A 15,151-nucleotide genomic window follows, 5' to 3' on the forward strand; every position below is an offset into this window, starting at 1 on the left:
AACTCTTTATTTTCTCTCTCTTATTTTTTCACTTCGGATTCATTCTTTACACAAGCTATAACCGTATCCCCAAACGACCTTACGTCGGATAAGTAATCATAGCCATCTGGAGACCCAAAGCTATTAAACATCCGAACTGCCACAATGTCCTCTTCAGGAATTACTAATAGAGTTACATTGGTAAACCCAAGTATTTGGTAGGAGCCTTTAGGGACTTGATCACCAATCTCTGTCTTTTTGGCGGGTAAATCTTTGACAAACCACAAGAAGCCATTTTGAGGTAAGTCTTTATGAAGGGTGGATGGAGTTTGGAGAGAAGTAGCTACCTCTATTATTTCTCTCGGAACCATTTGCTTTCCATTCACTTTTCCTTTCTTCAAATGGAAATACCCCCAGTAAGCTAGCTCCCTGGTCGAGACATACATATTCATTTTGTCTCCTTCAGTGCTTTCACTCGTCTTCCAGTCTTCATCCCCTTCATATCGCAACACCACATCTACAAGCTTTTCGTGTTTCTGTGAATACCAATCCGATTCGGTGAAGCCTAAGGGAGTAAAGACACTCTCATGAAGGATATCTGCAACTGACTTACCTGTTGTCCGTTTAATAATCTGAGTCAGTGCCTCGATCCCAATTTGTTTATAAGACCAGCTTGAGCCTGAAGTAAACTCCCGAATGTCTTTACTTGCTTCTTGAGTTAATCCATGTGTATGAGTAAGTAAATGTCTTATCGTTGTACCTTTCCAGACGTTCTCAGCAAGTTCAGGCAAATAGGATAAAACCGGATCATCTATGCTGTTTATGCAGCCATAGTACAATGCATACGAAACCGCAAAACCGATGTAACTTTTCCTAACTGAAGCCACATGAAACTGGGTATCAGCCTGAACCGTTCTAGCGTCTTCTTTCCCTGACTGCTTCCCTATGTACCGCTCTAACGCAATGGAATCTTGATGAATGATAAGAGTGGAGGCTCCTGAACAGATGACATTATTAAAAGTTGATTTTACGTGGTCAACTACTGGTGTGAAAATTGGATTGTCTTTGTGATCAAGGATCAAGTCGTGTTTAATCAGCGGCATAGCTTCCCCCCTATTCATAAAATTCCATATAAGGCTTAGCTTCCTTATAATAATCGATTCGATCTTGCAACGTGCCACTATGAAACTCAAATGTGTGACCATCGGGATCTGTGAAATAAATTGATTTCTTATCACGACTGTCTCGCTTTCGACCTGGCAGAATGTTTACCTTCAAATCCGTTAACTCTTTATACGCCTGCTCAAAATCTTCTTCTTCAATCGAAAAGGCTATGTGAGTATAAGATTGTGAGATTTCATTCCTAGGGATATCCTTTTCCTCATTCAAGGCAAGCCAATAGCCATGAAGATCAAAGTAGGCTGTTGTTTTCCCTTTTACGAGTAACTTTGCATTGAACACTTGCTGGTAAAAACGGATGGAGCGTTCCAGGTCTGAAACAGAGAAGAGAAAATGATTAATTCCTTTAATATTCATGAGATTCACCTCTGCTATTTAAAAAGCTTACCCTATTCTGGATAAGCCAACTTATACTAAAAATGATCTTTAAAATTCACTTACTTCACACAAGAAAAAGCCAGTACGACTGGAATCCGTTGCCTTCTAACAAATTCTTCTTCGCTACTAAAATGTTCACGTTTAGGTGTACCTTCACGCAAATCCAATATGGTAAAACCAGCTTGTCGAAGTGCCAGAAAATATTGTTCAATGGTCCGGTGATACTTAACCACTACTTGATCAATCCAGGGCTCTTTTCTTTCACCAGCATGGAAATAATCATCGACAATCCAATTACCACGTTTATCTCCGGATTGCTTACTCGCAAATGACGAAGTGGTAAGGGGATGCTGGATACTAAAAACAAATCTGCCGCCTTCTTTAAGCGTTTTGCTAACATTTTGGAACAGGGGGTTAATGTCAGAAACGTAATGGATAGCGAATCGAGATGTTACTAGATCAAATGTCTCTTTCGGATAATCATACGATTCCATTGTTTCGTTGTATATTGTTCCGTTTTGTTCAAGTAAGTTAGACCGAGCCGCTTCTACCATTTGTTTTGAACCTTCTACTCCTGTATAGTGTTTTGCCCCTTTATGAATGAGTTCTTTTCCGAACGAGGCATCACCACACCCTAAATCTAAGATACTATTATTTTGAATGTTTCCCATTAATTCATACATAATAGGACCTTCAATGGCATTGTTTGGACTGTCTTGTCTATTTCTTCTTTTCATATAATTTGAAAAAAAATCCGTTTGATCATAAACACTAGATCCTCTGAATTCCATCGAAACATCTCCCAATCTACTACTTTTTTATTTATTTCTGGTGAAAATCCTAATATGTATGGTCGTGCAATTCATCGCACGATACACAAATTAATGTATTTTAACACGAAATCCCATGTAGTAACAAGAGTTGATTTCCTAATTTTCAAAAAAATGCATCTGAATGAACCATGTGGCCGGGTCCCGTAGCATTATTACGCCGGTATAAGAGAAATAAGTTTGTTATTGTTGAGAAATCTATATGCGGAGATTATCAGCTAGGTCTTTAGTAAAACTCCCCCTTAATTGAAGAAGGGCAATCGACGGTGATCAATTAGCTGATCTTCAGTTATTGCCCCCTTTAGTGGAACAAGGGGTACTAAAATTGTTTTTCAACTTCCTCTTCATATTTTTCAACTTGTTTATTATTATCTGTGATGCCGTATTTCTTTTCTAGCTCTGGTTTGAGTTTTAACCACATAACATTCTTTTCATAAATGTCCCTGTCAAAGTTGTGGTTAAGTTCTTCTAGAGATAAGCCTAAAGCATCAGCATATGCTTGCATTTGGGGTAAATCAGAAGTATCAGGACCTTCCTTGATATACTCATCTACTTCATCTTCAGTAACAGTAACGTCGTATTTATCTTCTGCAAGTGACTTCCACACTTTATCTTCTTCCAGAGATTTTTCTGCTAATTTTAAAACTTCGTCATCTGTTAAATCGGTTTCATAGTTTAATTTTTCTTGGGCTAGAGTCCTTATTATCCATTTGTTTAATTTCCCATCTTTCTCAAACTTATCTGCTCCAGCCACAGCCTCTTCAAGCACCCTTTTATAATCCTCGTAAGTGTAAGTATCGGCAATTTCTTTCAATTGTTCATTATTCTTCATTTTTACTTTTATTTCAGCATTATCACTTGATTGGCATCCTGTGAATAAAAAGAGTGCCGTTACACAATATGCAACTAATTTTAAGAATTTCATTATAAACTACCCCCTCTCTAAACTGCACCAGTTTCTTCTTAATTAATTTGACGATGACCTAGAATTTTTAGTTTCGCTTATTCCGTTAACCGGCCCATTACTTAAACAAAGGGGCGGCTGCCTGTTCAGCAAACGCCCCCGTTACTTTAAGTAAAAAACCACTTACAACCATCATTTAGGCTTGAGAGGTAAGAGGATGTTTAACTTGTGATGGAAATTCATTATTTCCACTAGTTTTTACAAATAACACATCGTCCCCTTTAAAAATATCTTCTTGAATATTAACGTCTCGATAATCTTGGGTGAAATGGAAGACAATTTGTTTGGTATTTTGATTAGAAATCTTTGAGAGAATTTTATTAATATTAACCTCTTTTTTACTTACAATATCAAAAACATCTAATTTCTTGTCCTCTTGCTCAAAGATTACAATTGCTTCTTCATCTTGAATGTAGTAAATATTATTGTTAAAAACATATATACAATAAAACATAAGAAGTTCTTGAGTGTTGACTGTACCGAAACGGTTCGAAACTGGGACCCTTTCTAATGCAAACTTGTAAATGAAATGAAGGTCTTCAACATTATTACCGTCTAATTTCCGGATTTCATTTTCTTCTGTTTGACCTGCTACATACTCCATTGAATATTGATATTCGTTGACCGATTTAAATCCGAATTTAGGATAAAAATCTAGCACGTTCTGATTAGCAAACAAGTACATAAAATCATATTTATTTTCGTATTCTTCTAGCACCTTGTTCATTAAACTTTTAGAAAGTCCTCGATTTCGATGTTCAGGGTGTGTCATAACTGTTCCTATTTGTATAGCTCTCTTTTTCTCACCATTTATTATAAAATCCAATAAGTTAACCGAAACATTTGCTATAACTTTACTCCCTTCAACATAAGAAAAGGGAATATAATGGTTCTTCCAATACCCCTTCTGATACCAGTCCTCAAAATTAACACCAAAAACTAAAGTGGCCAGTTCATTAAAGCTATTTCTTAATTCCTCATCATTTTTGTAATCCTTATAAAATGTCAACTCAGTCATTTTATCCCCCGTTCTTTCACTTCTTTTTATTGTATTCTGCCCTTTTATTGAAGATGAAATTGGTTAATTATTAGAGGAAGGATTTAAATTCTTATTTTTCCTTTCATTCCTGATAATGATTATTAAAGAAGCGGTGTATAAGATTAGGAGTAAACACCCTCCAATTATATAGATATAATAAGACAACTCTCTTCCCTCTATCCAACTATTATATGCTTGCGCAAAAGCAATAAAAGCAACTATATAGCCGAATATAATATTTAATGGTTTTAAATTTTTTATCATTTTAATCCCCCAAGTTTTTTTCAAAGAGATTCATTTGGTAAAGACATTAGTTATTCCATTATCCTGCCCTTTAATTGAAGAAGGGCAAAAGCAGGATCATTGATTCTGAACTTCAGTTATTGCCCCCGATTGTTGAATACTGCAAATAACTAACGCTACTTTTTAGTGGAGAAACCTTCAAACAATAATCCTCCAAGTGGTTTGTAAACTCTATTTACAAAATCGACAAATGGTTGTTTATTGTTACCTATATAGAACTTGTTTAGAGAATTGAAAAATTCATCATAAATACCTTCATCAAAAGAGCGTAAAGCCCTAGTTAATCCTTTCCCTCTTCCAGACCATTGTTTGTTCAACCTTAAAATAAAATTTGGAATTTCCAATGAAAGGTTATTTAACGTTATCAGAGCTTCTTCATTGCTTTTCGCATCTATAAAATCATCTAATAAGTCTCCAATGAAGTACCTTGATGCTTTTATATATTCTTCGGTTAAGGGAACGGGTCCACTTGATACGTGTTGAAAAGCATTGTCTTTGACTTGTAAATATTCGTTATTATTTTTTAGAATTTTACCTTCGGAAATCATATTACCTAAAATAGGTCTTCCTTTTTGTTTTTCTCGTTCGAATTCTATCAAATAAGACTGATAGTTATGGATAAAAGCTTCAATTCTCCAATCATACAGAACAACACTTTTTCTATAACTTTCCGAATTTGCATCAAAGATAATTATATCTAAATCAGAAGAAGGCGTTTCTTCTCCTCTGGAAGCACTCCCAGCCAATATAGCAAAATCACTATTTGGAAATTCTTCTATAACAAAACATTTTGCAGCTTCAACTGCTGATTTCCTCATTTTTTAATCCCACTTCCATTCTATTTCTATTATTTAAGAAAACTGCCCGTTTGTTGAATATAGAAAACATAATTCCCTCAAGGTGTAATTAGTTAGGAGTCCTAAAAAATACTATATAGTCAGGACAGTATCTTTAATGATTTCCGTATCTATTCCAGCTTTTTTTAATTTCATTTCAGCTTCACTTTCAATTAAATCCTTTAATAGTTGTAGAGTTTGGTCAAACTCTACATGCTTTCCCATCATAAAGCTCATACTGTGCTCAATTTCTAACCATGTTGATAAATCAGCTTCATTATGTTGAATTTGCGCTTCTAATTTATCTAAAGCATTTGCCACTTTTGCTTCGTATGTCTCTTTATTTTCAAACTCGAACCATAGATCATATAAATCGTTCCCTAATGAATTTCCTAAAGTATCCCTTATCCTTTCTATTGATTTAATCTCATTTGATGCTTTTTGTTCCTTAACTGCATGATTATCCATCGTATGAAATGCAGGAATGTCCCCGGCTTCTGCCTCAACCAAATCGTGGATAGTAATCATTTTTAGTAATTTGGAGGTATCTACCTTCTGTTTTAAATATGGTTCTATTAATATAGCCATTAAGGTGACCCTCCAGGTATGCTCCGCTACACTTTCTTGTCTACCGTTAGATAGCCAACTGTGCCTCATCTCAGATTTTAATTTTTCTCCCAGTTTAATTATTTCAAGTATCTTTAAAAGGTTCGTTTTCATTTATACTTCCCCCATAAATTATTTTCGTCCATTAATAAACTATCCAGTGAGTAGTTTATTAACATGTAGACTATAACTTAATACCAATTATTTCAAAATCAAGGAGCTTACTCAAGAAAAACTTCAAACAAAAAAGAAGCTCATCCTGTTCCGGATAAGCTTCCTATTATGGAATAAAGATGTGCCACAAATCATTTAACTGAGTTTTGGTTGGCGCTCTTATTGGTTTCTTGCATTAAGATAATTCTGAGCTTCAACAGTAACCATTATGGGTAATTCACTTCTTTTCCAAAGTATTCTAAGCCTTTCAATGTCACCATACTTTGCAAACCAATACCAAACTTCTTCGCAAATTGAAGAACACACGTTTATCTCTTTCTCAATCCGACTTCTAATATGACAACGAAATTCAGGTGGATTTACTTCTTCTCCAAGATCCTTTATATACACCCCTACATTTATATAATAGTCCCGTTCACTCCACTGTGAACCCTGAATATTAAGGACATATATCAAATCATCTGTTGTTTTCCGCCAAGTTGTTTTGCTATTATTAAAACCCTGCTTTTTAAGTTCAGATTTCAAGCAATCAGTCAATTGTTTTTGGGTTAACTCACCAATTATAACCACCTCATACTGAATATATTTTCTCTTTACTCTTCAACTAACTTGCCCGATAACGGAAGAAAGAAAAAATCCGGCGATCTGCTGCCTGATCTTTAGCTAATGCCCCGTTATCAGGGATAAAGACTAAGTATTACTCCTGATTAAATCTTCTTCATACAACCAATCTATTGCATCTAGAAGATTATTTGCTATGTAATCTACTTTTACATCTTGTATTTTATCGGAGTGTGCAGAAAGAGTGGATTCACCAGCTCCGGTTCTAACTAAGATATTTATGCTTCCGACTCTTGCAGCGGCAACCATATCACTCCAACGGTCTCCTATCACAACACAGTTCTCAAGATGTAACTCATGATCTTTCTGCGCTTTAGTTAGCATACCCGTATTGGGTTTCCTACACGAGCACCCCTCATTATGATCATGTGGACACAAATAGACACCATCAAATCCAAATGCCAGTAACTCCTCTTCAAAGTCTTTCGCTTTAGCTAACCCTCTAGAGATTCCCGGCTGATTTGTAAAAGAAAAAATCCTTATTCCATCATTTTTTAATCTATTCATTTCGGTAGCTGTATAAGAAAAAAGTTCAAATTCCCCTGGATAATGGACAATATCATCACCACCAATGGTTCCATCTCGGTCTATAAACACTGCTTCAATCTTTTTCACATAGATTCTCCCTTTTTAGCTTATTCCTACCAATCATTTCAAAATGCACCTAGAGAATCAATCCTTTTACAAAATAAAAGGCACTTATCCTTGCTACTGATAAACCCCCTTTAATAGAAGAAAATTACTCTTGGTTTAAAACAAGAACCAACTTACAATACTTAACCCTACAAGAATAAGCCCTATTGTTTTCTTATATAATTGAAGAATATATCCTGCTAACAGTAGTAAAATTGCACCCCATTTAAAATTATAATAATCCCTAATATTTTCAGCGATATAACCCATCCAAGTAGCAAAAACCAAGAATAGTATTAGAAAAGGAATTAGTATATTTATTCCTACTCTCAAGACACTCATTAAATCCCACCTCTTGCCTTTTTCTTAAAATAACCCTTTACTAATTAGACGAAGCCGAATTATTTAAGTTTCGATTTATTCAACTATCCTGCCCCGTTCAATTGAATAATGACTGCTGCTTGTGCAATAAACGCATCCTATAGTTGAGGTGGAATAGTAAATAGTAAAGGGATACGGAAAAAAGTAAAAAACAAGCATCTATGCTCTTACTCCTTTTCTTTTCCATAAATAAACTTTTCTTCCCAGTCCTTTGAGTTTACAAAATCTACAGTTTCTTCAGGATCCATGAAGATTTTAGTCTTGTAGTCAGTGATTTTCCACTCACCACTCTCTTGTTCTAAAGTGAAATCAATTGATTCCGTGAATTCTGGAATAAACACCTGATATTCTTTCTTGTCATTAGTTGAATCTTTTTCTGAATAAAAGACAGTGAGTTTATTCATGTTATTCTTTCTAAGTTCATTATTGATCTTTTTTGCCTCATTAATATTTGTTTCTTTTTTCACATCTGTATACTTTTGAGCTTCTTCAAAATTTCTTAATACAAAGTTTTCCTTAAGAAAAGATAAAGTCACTTCTTCTGGATCCTCAAATTGGTTACCGCACCCCATTAACAACAGTGAACCAATAAAAAGAAATCCCATAATTATTAAATTTTTCATTTAATCATCCTAACATAGTTTTGGGAACTGGCTTCATTACAAGATTATTCGTACTTGATAAAGTTAAAGGCCGAATCTTAGAGTGCTTCTTTATTTTGTTTATAATGAATTACACAAATTGCATCAGAGTTGTATTTAATTAACCTGCTCCGATAATTGAAGAAGTGCAATAGCCGGATCAATTAGCTAATTTTCAGTTATTTCCCCCTTTAAGGGAACAACGTTTATTTTATTGAATTCAATGAATCAGCCATCATTTTAAGGTCTTCATTAGTAATTTGGGTATCACTGAACATTACTGCCAATTCTTGGACATCTCCATTACTGTCTGTCCATTCTAAGACTTTTAATTCCTCTTCATCTTTTTTCAGAATTGCTTTTTCCCCATTATTTAACTTGATGGATTCATAACTATTTGACGACTCCACTTTGTCATTATAATATGTGGTAAAACTAAGATTTAACTTATTACTTAGTTCACTATCTACAGGTTCATACTCTACTGATGTATAAACAATATTCTTTACTTCAGGCGTAGTCGAAAATCTAAAAAACTCGACCTCAAAAGGAAACTCCGTTGGTACTTTTGTCTTATCTTGAATATCTTTTGGCAACTTGCTGACTTCTTGGTGGAATGATTGAGGATACTCTTTTATTGGTAATTCATAAGCCTTATGATTGGAACAAGCCCCAATCATTAAAACAAAGAATACAATGAAAATTTTCTTCATATTATCCTCCTCTCAATTAGATTATATGGTAAAAAGAAACAGAAAAATCGTTTCCATTCAATTAAACTGCCCGATAATTGAATAAGGACAATAGCTGGATCAATTCACTGATCTTTAGTTATTGCCGCCTTTACTTGGATAAGAAAAATGCCTTGCTTCCCTGTTGAAGCAAAGCACTTTTGAATAAAGCTTTGGAGAACTCAGCAGTTAATCTTCTAGAGAATTATTTAATAACTCTGATAAAAAGTCTCCAAAATTCTCTGCAATCATTTCAAATGATTGTTCCTTTAGCGGAAGTCCACTGATAAACGAAACAACGGGTGCATTGTCATCATTATTATTTTGTACTTTGGAACAATCCAAGCAGAAATACTCGCCATCATCCACGAAATGAAAGCAAATTAGATTATTAGGCAAACCATCTAATTCCCTTAATTCTTTGGTAATCCAAATCATATTCGGAATTCCTGTTTCATCTGTCCCTAGACCATAAATTTCTTGTCCGAAAATATCTCCCAAACCATAATTCTTTAAAAACACCCTATAACTTTTAGGAAGTTTCACATTTAATTTATTTTCTGCATCAATTATTGTTTGTTCATCAATTTCACCAATAAAATCGGCTTCTTCTTGGTTAGCTTCTATAATTTCCACTGCTTTATTTATTGACATTTACTCTCCCCCATACCAATCCATTTTTAACTTATTTTAACACCAATCCTTGTTCAACTATACTGCCCTTTAATTGAATAAGGGCAATAGCCCCGATCAATTAGCTGACCTCTAGGTATTACCCACTTTGTTGAATAGTTTTATTTTAAAGGATATACCAACTCTATACCTTCCTCCGCCTTTAGCGATTGATGATACCAGTAATTATGGTCCGCTCCATGGATGCAAAGGATTCGTTTATTCGGGTACTTCTTCGCAGCATTTTTCACCCGTGCCGCCATAATATAGTGTCGGGTATTCCATACAATATTTTGAACGTCAGGATTAACTGAATGTAACCAATCATACATTTCATTTGTAATCGCATCGTATTCGAATGAATTAAATGGGATCGCCCCTTCGTTCCATGCTGAAAGTTTTTTATCATTCCAACTCTCTAACTCCTGCTCTAACCTACTTCTCGTTTCTGCGTCATATTTATCAAAAGGACCTCCCTCAAATACATCCTCTTCAAACCAATTCACTGGAACAAACGTAATACCCTTTTCATGACATAAAGGGAAGATCAAATGAGGATACTCATTTTGCGTCTCATCCAGGATACCGAATGGTTCACCTTCATTTAAGTAGAGCTCCCAGCTTAAAGGGTGAACCTCTCCACAAATGACATCAGGATTAAATTCTTCTATTAATTCTTCCAATCGTGACAACGGAAAATCATACTGCTTTTGCATTTCTTCATCATGGGTCATTCCTAAAATACCTACAACTGTCATGTTTACACATCCTCTATAATCGTAGTAATACTCCTATTCCATAAACATGCCCTTTAATGGCATACCTGGATAAATCACACCTACCTTCGATTTCCAGTTTTCATGAAAATTAATCTGCACTCAAGTTATCCCAACCATAAGCAACTTCAATATATTTGCGACCATCAATTTCTACTTCAGTTTTATCAATTAATCCTCCACCAAGCGATTCATAAAACATACATGAGTTATTTTTTTCAATTACCCAAACGAGCATTGAATTTATTTGTTTTCTCTTTAGGTATTGCAATATTGTGTTTACCAATTCTTTTCCTGTTCCTTGTTTCTGATAATTTTCAAGTATATAAATTGCATATAATTCCCCCTGATATTTATCATAGCTTTCTGTTCTCTCAAGCCCCCCAGAAGCAAAACCAATTACTTCGCCAAGTTCATTTTCTGCTAAATAGACCCCACCCTTAGGTATTACTTTTTCCCAAAGTTGCTCCCTTTTCTTATAGGATAAGCTTTTTAAATACGCTTCCGGAAAAGTTTTTCTATATGTTGTCCTCCAACTATCAACATGTACTTTAGCTATTGATTTAACATCATCTAAGGTAGCAATTCTAATATTCATAACAATCTCCTTTATATACGTTTATAATTTTATAGTTTTAATGAAAAACTAAGACTCCTACCACTATTTACTCACTATGAAATAATTATTTTTGTATGCACCTTCCACCTAATACCAATTATTTCAAAACATTCAAATTTACACAATCCTTTATTCCATTAAATGGCCCTTTAATGGAAGAAACATCCCTAGTTACAAGCTCACATCCAAATACTTTGGTAAATCGCCTAACTAACTTAAAAATTCACACAAAAAAATCGAGTCTAATCTAATTTCAGACTCGGTTTCTTATATTATCAATGATGTAGTGAACCTTTGATTGATGATATTCTTTTTTCTCTCATTTACTGGAAACACCTACACTAAGGGGAGTAGAAATGGGGTAAAGAATTTCAATCTGGTTATGTGGGTTCATGATATCTATCAGACAATAAGGTTGAATGCTTCAGCCATCCGCTTCAAAAACCCAGGCAATGATCCACCACTATCAATATAGTACGACTCAGTAATAATAAGTATACAAAGTGCCAGCATGACAAAGATAATAAGAACCGCTGACCACAATTTACTTTCTTTATATTTAATATTTCTATGCTTCTTTTTTCTATATATACTCTGCGCAATTCGAAGCCGCTGATTTTTATCTTGCTTGGCGGAATTCATAGTATCTTTCCCCTTCCGTCAACGTTTAAAAAATTACGATTTTCAAGCTTTCCTTTTCATTCTAGAAATCAATTTATGAGAGCCCAATACATATAGGAACATTATAATGAAAAGGTTTATTGTTGAAAAAACATCTACGCCTTCCTCTTTTACATTTACAACATACAAGTATGAGATGTCGTAGATTTCTGCAAGGGGAACCAACAGGATAAAGCCAACGTACAATCCAATAAACGATTAGAGGTATAAAAAGATCATCTTGAAACTCAAATTACAAACAACTCCTGTTTGCCCGCTGAAGGGTGAAAAGGGGATCAACCAGATATTCTCCCCTAATGTGCATTCATATATTATTCTTTACTCTTACTTATGACCCATTGCACAGCATCTAAAAGGTTTTCAGCTACATAATCCGCTTCAACTTCTGCCCAGCTGTCCCTGTATTGATTTAAAGAACCTTGTCCCCATCCCGTAAGCACTAAGACCTTCATAGTTCCAACAGAATGAGCTGCCAACATATCCGTTGAACCAACGTCTCCGATCAATACGGTTCTGGTTAAATCCAGGTTGTATTTTTGTGATGCTTCTAAAAGCATTCCCGGTTTTGGCTTATGACAATGGCAGTCATCACCTGACCGATGAGGACAAATAAAGGCATCATCGAATCCATATGATTGAAATTCCTTATAGAAATCATCGAAAGTAGCTTCACCTCTGCTAATTCTATGCTGATTCGTACAGGCAAAGGTTTTAATAGAATGATCCTTTAACAATTGCAATGCATCTAGACTGAAAGAATATGGGGAGAAATCATTCGGATGAATAAAGTGTCCGGTACCACCAATCGTTCCATCACGGTCAACGAAAACGGCTTCAATGTTCATTGGTTTGGTTTGCCCCCTATAACGAAAAACAAATCAGCTCTTGATTTGTCTTTCATTTAAAAATTCTAACAGTGCTTCAGTATTTTTATTATGAAAACCCGTCATTTCAAAACTTCCCACTCTTCATAAACCTCTGCGTTTAGCCCCAGCTCATTGGTTTTTAACCACTCAAAAGCTTTTATCACTAAAGGGGATGCGTTTTCCGGAGTTACCTCATGTTCGGATACCCACACAGCTCCTAATGAATCTTGTCCTTCAAACTGTTCCGGTATGCTTATTTCCCCACCGATTTTTCTTACAGAATAATAGACGGCAATATGATGAACATTGGTAAAATCTCTCCACACTGAGGGAAATTTGAAATCACAAACCCCGATTTGTTCCCCAATTTCAATTTCTATGCCTGTTTCTTCTAGAAACTCTCTCCTCATCGCTTCAGCTAAACTCTCACCTTCTTCCAAACTACCTCCAGGTAAGTCAAACCGATTAATATAAGGGCCCCCACCTTTATGTATTACTAAGAGTTTGCCATTTTCTATATAGATGCCATATACACCGAAAGCTCTATGATACTTTTTATCTGACATACTTATTTGTCCTCCCAAAGAAGTGATCCTTCACACTCGTTAGTACTTCTTGTATTCTATTCATCACTACCATCTCATTCCCCCACTAATTAGGAACGACAAGGTACAATGAGTGACAGAAAAGTTAAGATGAAATTATGTAACTTACTACCAATTATTCCAAAATCGCACAGCTTACTCAAGGAAAACTTCAATAAAAAGGGCTTATCCTCCCCGGATAAGCCCTGTTCCATCTATTGTTCTTTTAACACTGTATACTTCCGATAAGCCTTATAATAACTCCCTGCCAATAAAACCACCATAAAAGCAGGAAACAGTTTCAACAGGGCAAATGGCGTTTCAAAGAGAAACGCTTTCCAAAACAAATCATTTTCCATATTCCAAAGACCTTCATGATATATTTCCGGATCCTTGTAATAGCCAAACGAATAGATGAGAAAGATCATGCCAAACCAAAAGGAATAGCCCATGAGCCGTTTATAGTATTGACTCTTTGATTCTCGGTCTGAGAAGATTTCATTTTGATCATCGCTTTCTTTCTGCCAATACCGTATCCCACTCAGCCAGTACCCCTTCAGGTAGCTCCAACCGAAATCCTCATAGATCGCTCTATATTCCTCCAGCTTTTTCTTGGATAAATAATCCTGATAGTCCAGTCTCATCACATAGCTCTTATCGGTTTTTTCAAAGGTGTAGACTCCCAGTCCACTGATGTTCGTGCACCGATAGCCTTTTTGCAACTGTTCATTCAGCCAGCGTTCTTCCTTTTCAATATTGATGAACCATTTAAACTTCTTCAATCGCTTCACTTCCTTCATACAAGGATACAATGTGCAGGAGCCTTTCTTGCTCCATTTTCAAAATGGCGCTTCCTTCTGAAGTTATACTGTAAATCTTTCTCCTGCCTGAATGTCCAACAGGTTCGATCCAACCGTGTTTATTCAGGTTCTCAATCGCACCGTATAATGTACCGGCCGCTAACACAACGGTCCCATTACTCATTTCTTCGATTTTCTGCATGGCTGCATAACCGTGCAGTGGCTCACGGAGAGCTAATAAAATGTAATGCATCGTTTCTGATAATGGCAATAATTTATGTTTCATGTTCTCACCCTTTTATTCAGTTCAACTATATAGTTCAGCTTACTAACAAGATAATACAGTTCAACTGAATAGTCAACCATATTTTTGAAATTCCATTAAAAAAAGCCGATTTCCGCTACGTTCGGAAATCGGCTTGATCTTACCAGTGGGCTTGCAGCTTATTGCCATCTGGATCGTAAAAATTGAAAAAGGCATGACCGCTATCTTCTTTTATCTCATCGACCTTTACCCCGTGATCCGTTAAGTGTTGATGAAATTCACCCAGCTTCGGGCTTGTAAAGCCAATGCTGAATTCCTGTTCCTGATTCACTGTAAAATGGGCAAACGTTTCATCTTCTGTTGGGATGAGGATCAGTAAGAACGGTCCTTCATTTACCTTAATGGCGGCCAGTTCCTCGTTAACGTTTAATAGCTCTAGACCCAACATATCTCTGTACCAATGTGCTGACTGCTCGACATTCTTGACGGGGATTCTAATATAATGCACTTGTTCAATGAATGATTTATTCAAATCCTTCTCTCCTTTATACTGATCTATCAAGTAGTTCGCTTTCTGTATTCCCTTCTCCTCT

General features: G+C 35.6%; 21 protein-coding genes. All 21 read right to left on the bottom strand.

Translation table 11 applies throughout. The features are described 5' to 3' along the window. Positions 1 to 20: 20 nt before the first annotated feature. Positions 21 to 1,082 carry a serine hydrolase domain-containing protein gene (locus tag P8596_RS17750; protein WP_279724498.1) on the bottom strand — a complete coding sequence of 354 codons (1,062 nt, stop codon included), beginning with the start codon at positions 1,080 to 1,082 and terminating at the stop codon, positions 21 to 23. Positions 1,083 to 1,092: 10 nt separating this feature from the next. Continuing rightward, positions 1,093 to 1,515, bottom strand: a complete 423-nt coding sequence (fosM, locus tag P8596_RS17755) for a FosM family fosfomycin resistance protein (protein ID WP_279724499.1) — start codon at positions 1,513 to 1,515, stop codon at positions 1,093 to 1,095. Between the two features lie 80 nt (positions 1,516 to 1,595). After that, positions 1,596 to 2,327, bottom strand: coding sequence for a class I SAM-dependent methyltransferase (locus P8596_RS17760; protein ID WP_279724500.1), 732 nt, complete (start codon positions 2,325 to 2,327; stop codon positions 1,596 to 1,598). Between the two features lie 358 nt (positions 2,328 to 2,685). Next, on the bottom strand, positions 2,686 to 3,291 hold the full coding sequence (locus P8596_RS17765; protein WP_279724501.1) for a hypothetical protein: 606 nt from the start codon (positions 3,289 to 3,291) through the stop codon (positions 2,686 to 2,688). A 175-nt stretch (positions 3,292 to 3,466) separates the two neighbouring features. Then, entirely contained in the window at positions 3,467 to 4,348 is an 882-nt protein-coding gene (locus tag P8596_RS17770) for a GNAT family N-acetyltransferase (RefSeq protein WP_279724502.1), read from the bottom strand. A gap of 440 nt (positions 4,349 to 4,788) precedes the next feature. Next, positions 4,789 to 5,490 (bottom strand): nucleotidyltransferase domain-containing protein, encoded by a 702-nt coding sequence (locus P8596_RS17775; RefSeq protein ID WP_279724503.1) that lies wholly within the window; start codon positions 5,488 to 5,490, stop codon positions 4,789 to 4,791. Between the two features lie 111 nt (positions 5,491 to 5,601). Beyond that, on the bottom strand, positions 5,602 to 6,228 hold the full coding sequence (locus P8596_RS17780; protein ID WP_279724504.1) for an HD domain-containing protein: 627 nt from the start codon (positions 6,226 to 6,228) through the stop codon (positions 5,602 to 5,604). A 219-nt stretch (positions 6,229 to 6,447) separates the two neighbouring features. Further along, positions 6,448 to 6,858 (bottom strand): DUF4304 domain-containing protein, encoded by a 411-nt coding sequence (locus P8596_RS23920; protein WP_481900302.1) that lies wholly within the window; start codon positions 6,856 to 6,858, stop codon positions 6,448 to 6,450. A 120-nt stretch (positions 6,859 to 6,978) separates the two neighbouring features. After that, positions 6,979 to 7,524: an HAD-IIIA family hydrolase gene (locus P8596_RS17785; protein WP_279724505.1), complete on the bottom strand. Its 546-nt coding sequence runs from the start codon at positions 7,522 to 7,524 to the stop codon at positions 6,979 to 6,981. Positions 7,525 to 7,659: 135 nt separating this feature from the next. Next, a complete protein-coding gene (locus P8596_RS17790) occupies positions 7,660 to 7,884 on the bottom strand; it encodes a hypothetical protein (RefSeq protein ID WP_279724506.1) in 225 nt (74 codons plus the stop codon). Positions 7,885 to 8,090: 206 nt separating this feature from the next. Beyond that, complete coding sequence (locus P8596_RS17795; protein WP_279724507.1) at positions 8,091 to 8,546, bottom strand: hypothetical protein; 456 nt, start codon at positions 8,544 to 8,546, stop codon at positions 8,091 to 8,093. Positions 8,547 to 8,770: 224 nt separating this feature from the next. Continuing rightward, entirely contained in the window at positions 8,771 to 9,277 is a 507-nt protein-coding gene (locus P8596_RS17800) for a hypothetical protein (protein WP_279724508.1), read from the bottom strand. A 207-nt stretch (positions 9,278 to 9,484) separates the two neighbouring features. Then, on the bottom strand, positions 9,485 to 9,949 hold the full coding sequence (locus P8596_RS17805) for an SMI1/KNR4 family protein (RefSeq protein ID WP_279724509.1): 465 nt from the start codon (positions 9,947 to 9,949) through the stop codon (positions 9,485 to 9,487). 140 nt (positions 9,950 to 10,089) lie between these two features. Continuing rightward, positions 10,090 to 10,725 carry a hypothetical protein gene (locus P8596_RS17810; RefSeq protein ID WP_279724510.1) on the bottom strand — a complete coding sequence of 212 codons (636 nt, stop codon included), beginning with the start codon at positions 10,723 to 10,725 and terminating at the stop codon, positions 10,090 to 10,092. Between the two features lie 109 nt (positions 10,726 to 10,834). Further along, positions 10,835 to 11,341 (bottom strand): GNAT family N-acetyltransferase, encoded by a 507-nt coding sequence (locus P8596_RS17815; RefSeq protein ID WP_279724511.1) that lies wholly within the window; start codon positions 11,339 to 11,341, stop codon positions 10,835 to 10,837. A 423-nt stretch (positions 11,342 to 11,764) separates the two neighbouring features. Beyond that, positions 11,765 to 12,004: a hypothetical protein gene (locus P8596_RS17820; RefSeq protein WP_279724512.1), complete on the bottom strand. Its 240-nt coding sequence runs from the start codon at positions 12,002 to 12,004 to the stop codon at positions 11,765 to 11,767. A gap of 350 nt (positions 12,005 to 12,354) precedes the next feature. Next, positions 12,355 to 12,888, bottom strand: a complete 534-nt coding sequence (locus P8596_RS17825; RefSeq protein WP_279724513.1) for an HAD-IIIA family hydrolase — start codon at positions 12,886 to 12,888, stop codon at positions 12,355 to 12,357. A gap of 101 nt (positions 12,889 to 12,989) precedes the next feature. After that, positions 12,990 to 13,475: an NUDIX hydrolase gene (locus P8596_RS17830; RefSeq protein ID WP_279724514.1), complete on the bottom strand. Its 486-nt coding sequence runs from the start codon at positions 13,473 to 13,475 to the stop codon at positions 12,990 to 12,992. Positions 13,476 to 13,708: 233 nt separating this feature from the next. After that, positions 13,709 to 14,275, bottom strand: a complete 567-nt coding sequence (locus tag P8596_RS17835; protein WP_279724515.1) for a DUF2812 domain-containing protein — start codon at positions 14,273 to 14,275, stop codon at positions 13,709 to 13,711. After that, entirely contained in the window at positions 14,262 to 14,579 is a 318-nt protein-coding gene (locus P8596_RS17840; RefSeq protein ID WP_061809434.1) for a PadR family transcriptional regulator, read from the bottom strand. Before P8596_RS17840 ends, P8596_RS17835 begins: the two co-directional genes overlap by 14 nt. Before the next feature lie 139 nt (positions 14,580 to 14,718). Next, positions 14,719 to 15,090 (bottom strand): VOC family protein, encoded by a 372-nt coding sequence (locus P8596_RS17845; protein WP_279724516.1) that lies wholly within the window; start codon positions 15,088 to 15,090, stop codon positions 14,719 to 14,721. Between the last annotated feature and the right edge of the window lie 61 nt (positions 15,091 to 15,151).

This window comes from Rossellomorea sp. DA94 (assembly GCF_029834455.1).
In the GTDB taxonomy this organism is placed as follows: Bacteria; Bacillota; Bacilli; order Bacillales; family Bacillaceae_B; genus Rossellomorea; species Rossellomorea vietnamensis.

Excerpts from the sequence above, each read along its gene's own strand:
- P8596_RS17750 (WP_279724498.1), bottom strand. The coding sequence starts at position 1,082 with ATGCCGCTGATTAAACACGACTTGATCCTTGATCACAAAGACAATCCA.
- fosM (WP_279724499.1), bottom strand. The coding sequence starts at position 1,515 with ATGAATATTAAAGGAATTAATCATTTTCTCTTCTCTGTTTCAGACCTG.
- P8596_RS17760 (WP_279724500.1), bottom strand. The coding sequence starts at position 2,327 with ATGGAATTCAGAGGATCTAGTGTTTATGATCAAACGGATTTTTTTTCA.
- P8596_RS17765 (WP_279724501.1), bottom strand. The coding sequence starts at position 3,291 with ATGAAATTCTTAAAATTAGTTGCATATTGTGTAACGGCACTCTTTTTA.
- P8596_RS17770 (WP_279724502.1), bottom strand. The coding sequence starts at position 4,348 with ATGACTGAGTTGACATTTTATAAGGATTACAAAAATGATGAGGAATTA.
- P8596_RS17775 (WP_279724503.1), bottom strand. The coding sequence starts at position 5,490 with ATGAGGAAATCAGCAGTTGAAGCTGCAAAATGTTTTGTTATAGAAGAA.
- P8596_RS17780 (WP_279724504.1), bottom strand. The coding sequence starts at position 6,228 with ATGAAAACGAACCTTTTAAAGATACTTGAAATAATTAAACTGGGAGAA.
- P8596_RS17790 (WP_279724506.1), bottom strand. The coding sequence starts at position 7,884 with ATGAGTGTCTTGAGAGTAGGAATAAATATACTAATTCCTTTTCTAATA.
- P8596_RS17795 (WP_279724507.1), bottom strand. The coding sequence starts at position 8,546 with ATGAAAAATTTAATAATTATGGGATTTCTTTTTATTGGTTCACTGTTG.
- P8596_RS17800 (WP_279724508.1), bottom strand. The coding sequence starts at position 9,277 with ATGAAGAAAATTTTCATTGTATTCTTTGTTTTAATGATTGGGGCTTGT.
- P8596_RS17805 (WP_279724509.1), bottom strand. The coding sequence starts at position 9,949 with ATGTCAATAAATAAAGCAGTGGAAATTATAGAAGCTAACCAAGAAGAA.
- P8596_RS17810 (WP_279724510.1), bottom strand. The coding sequence starts at position 10,725 with ATGACAGTTGTAGGTATTTTAGGAATGACCCATGATGAAGAAATGCAA.
- P8596_RS17815 (WP_279724511.1), bottom strand. The coding sequence starts at position 11,341 with ATGAATATTAGAATTGCTACCTTAGATGATGTTAAATCAATAGCTAAA.
- P8596_RS17820 (WP_279724512.1), bottom strand. The coding sequence starts at position 12,004 with ATGAATTCCGCCAAGCAAGATAAAAATCAGCGGCTTCGAATTGCGCAG.
- P8596_RS17825 (WP_279724513.1), bottom strand. The coding sequence starts at position 12,888 with ATGAACATTGAAGCCGTTTTCGTTGACCGTGATGGAACGATTGGTGGT.
- P8596_RS17830 (WP_279724514.1), bottom strand. The coding sequence starts at position 13,475 with ATGTCAGATAAAAAGTATCATAGAGCTTTCGGTGTATATGGCATCTAT.
- P8596_RS17840 (WP_061809434.1), bottom strand. The coding sequence starts at position 14,579 with ATGAAACATAAATTATTGCCATTATCAGAAACGATGCATTACATTTTA.